Source organism: Microbacterium barkeri (assembly GCF_027921765.1).
Lineage (GTDB): Bacteria > Actinomycetota > Actinomycetes > Actinomycetales > Microbacteriaceae > Microbacterium > Microbacterium barkeri.
Genome location: NZ_BSEJ01000026.1, coordinates 1928 through 5268, shown reverse-complemented (window position 1 = coordinate 5268; position 3341 = coordinate 1928). Strand labels below are relative to the sequence as shown.

The 3341-nt window shown below is 56.0% G+C and carries 2 rRNA genes; both read right to left on the bottom strand.

Annotated elements, in window-relative coordinates:
• Window positions 1–2: 2 nt before the first annotated feature.
• Window positions 3–119: ribosomal RNA gene (rrf, locus tag PKE79_RS16380) — 5S ribosomal RNA — on the bottom strand.
• 103 nt (window positions 120–222) lie between these two features.
• A 23S ribosomal RNA gene (locus PKE79_RS16375) occupies window positions 223–3326 on the bottom strand.
• Between the last annotated feature and the right edge of the window lie 15 nt (window positions 3327–3341).

The following is a 3341-nucleotide window of genomic DNA, read 5'->3' as shown; positions in this document are numbered from 1 at the left end:
AAGTCCGGCGGTGTCCTACTCTCCCACAAGGTCCCCCTTGCAGTACCATCGGCGCTGAGAGGCTTAGCTTCCGGGTTCGGAATGTGGCCGGGCGTTTCCCTCTCGCTATGACCGCCGAAACATCTGGTGATGTGTTCGACATCAAGCTTTCTCTATGAAAGTTTTTTGGTGCCCGTACATCGGGAACCACAAAGTGGACGCGAGCACCGCAGGAGACGGTGTGTTATCAAGTCATCGGCTTATTAGTACCAGTCAGCTGCACCCATTGCTGGGCTTCCACGTCTGGCCTATCAACCCAGTAGTCTGCTGGGAGCCTCTCCACCCGAAGGTGATGGAAGTCTCATCTTGAGGCCGGCTTCCCGCTTAGATGCTTTCAGCGGTTATCCATCCCGAACGTAGCCAACCAGCGGTGCCCTTGGCAGGACAACTGGCACACCAGAGGTTCGTCCAACCCGGTCCTCTCGTACTAGGGTCAGATCCTCTCAAACTTCCTACGCGCGCAGCGGATAGGGACCGAACTGTCTCACGACGTTCTAAACCCAGCTCGCGTACCGCTTTAATGGGCGAACAGCCCAACCCTTGGGACCTACTCCAGCCCCAGGATGCGACGAGCCGACATCGAGGTGCCAAACCATGCCGTCGATATGGACTCTTGGGCAAGATCAGCCTGTTATCCCCGAGGTACCTTTTATCCGTTGAGCGACAGCGCTTCCACAAGCCACTGCCGGATCACTAGTCCCGACTTTCGTCCCTGCTCGACCTGTCAGTCTCACAGTCAAGCTCCCTTGTGCACTTACACTCGCCACCTGATTGCCAACCAGGTTGAGGGAACCTTTGGGCGCCTCCGTTACTCTTTGGGAGGCAACCGCCCCAGTTAAACTACCCACCAGGCACTGTCCCTGAACCGGATCACGGTCCGAAGTTAGATATCCAGAGTGACCAGAGTGGTATTTCAACAACGACTCCACAATGACTGGCGTCACTGCTTCACAGTCTCCCACCTATCCTACACAAGCCACACCGAACACCAATACCAAGCTGTAGTAAAGGTCACGGGGTCTTTCCGTCCTGCTGCGCGTAACGAGCATCTTTACTCGTAATGCAATTTCGCCGAGTTCGTGGTTGAGACAGTTGGGAAGTCGTTACGCCATTCGTGCAGGTCGGAACTTACCCGACAAGGAATTTCGCTACCTTAGGATGGTTATAGTTACCACCGCCGTTTACCGGGGCTTAAATTCTCAGCTTCGCCTTGCGGCTGACCGGTCCTCTTAACCTTCCGGCACCGGGCAGGCGTCAGTCCGTATACATCGTCTTGCGACTTCGCACGGACCTGTGTTTTTAATAAACAGTCGCTACCCACTGGTCTCTGCGGCCCACACACGCTTTCGAAGCAAGTTCTAATACGCGCTGGGCCCCCCTTCTCCCGAAGTTACGGGGGCATTTTGCCGAGTTCCTTAACCACGATTATCTCGATCTCCTCGGTATTCTCTACCTGACCACCTGAGTCGGTTTGGGGTACGGGCGGCTAGAACCTCGCGTCGATGCTTTTCTCGGCAGCATAGGATCACCCACTTTTCATCCCCATCACATCTCAGCCACATGAGCCACGGATTTGCCTATGGCTCGGCCTACATGCTTGGACCAGGACAACCATCGCCTGGCTTGGGCTACCTTCCTGCGTCACACCTGTTAATACGCTAACCGCACCAGCATGGGGTCGCGCGCTCCACCAGACGGTGCCACCCGAAGGCGGCGATGTCTGGCTTTGGGCGCTTAGCACCACTGGATTGATTGGGGCGGTTCTTCGCCGGTACGGGAATATCAACCCGTTGTCCATCGACTACGCCTGTCGGCCTCGCCTTAGGTCCCGACTTACCCAGGGAAGATTAGCTTGACCCTGGAACCCTTGGTCTTCCGGAGGACGTGTTTCTCACACGTCTTTCGCTACTCATGCCTGCATTCTCACTCGTGTGGCCTCCACGGCTGGATCACTCCGCCGCTTCACCGCCCACACGACGCTCTCCTACCCATCAACACGGCTGGACCACGAAGGCCTACCAAAAATGTCAATGCCACAACTTCGGTGGCGTGCTTGAGCCCCGTTACATTGTCGGCGCGGAATCACTTGACCAGTGAGCTATTACGCACTCTTTCAAGGGTGGCTGCTTCTAAGCCAACCTCCTGGTTGTCTGAGCAACTCCACATCCTTTCCCACTTAGCACGCGCTTAGGGACCTTAGATGGTGGTCTGGGTTGTTTCCCTCTCGACGATGAAGCTTATCCCCCACCGTCTCACTGCTGCGCTCTCACTTACCGGCATTCGGAGTTTGGCTGACGTCAGTAACCTTGTAGGGCCCATCGGCCATCCAGTAGCTCTACCTCCGGCAAGAAACACGCAACGCTGCACCTAAATGCATTTCGGAGAGAACCAGCTATCACGAAGTTTGATTGGCCTTTCACCCCTATCCACAGCTCATCCCCTCAGTTTTCAACCTAAGTGGGTTCGGCCCTCCACGACGTCTTACCGTCGCTTCAGCCTGGCCATGGATAGATCACTTCGCTTCGGGTCTAGGACACGCGACTGACTCGCCCTATTCAGACTCGCTTTCGCTACGGCTGCCCCACACGGGTTAACCTCGCCACGTATCACTAACTCGCAGGCTCATTCTTCAAAAGGCACGCCGTCACCCCAACAAGGAGGCTCCGACGGTTTGTAAGCAAACGGTTTCAGGTACTATTTCACTCCCCTCCCGGGGTACTTTTCACCTTTCCCTCACGGTACTTGTCCGCTATCGGTCATCTGGGAGTATTTAGGCTTACCAGGTGGTCCTGGCAGATTCACACGGGATTTCACGGGCCCCGTGCTACTTGGGATACCACTCGCGGCAGGCAACGCATGTCGACTACGGGGCTACCACCCGCTCTGGCCGGCCATTCAAAACCGTTCGTCTATACGCACCTGTACCACCGAGACCTGCGGCAGCGGTCTCAGAATGGTCCCACAACCCCGAACGTGCAACACCTGCCGGCTATCACACACGATCCGGTTTAGCCTCATCCGCTTTCGCTCGCCACTACTCACGGAATCACTGTTGTTTTCTCTTCCTGTGGGTACTGAGATGTTTCACTTCCCCACGTTCCCTCTACCCGCCCTATATATTCAGACGGGAGTCACCAGGTCAGCACGCCGCCTGGCGGGGTTTCCCCATTCGGAAATCCTCGGATCACAGCCCGCTTATCGGCTCCCCAAGGCTTATCGCAGATTGCTACGTCCTTCTTCGGCTCCAGATGCCAAGGCATCCACCGTTTGCTCTTAAAGACTTGAAATCACATGAGCCAGCA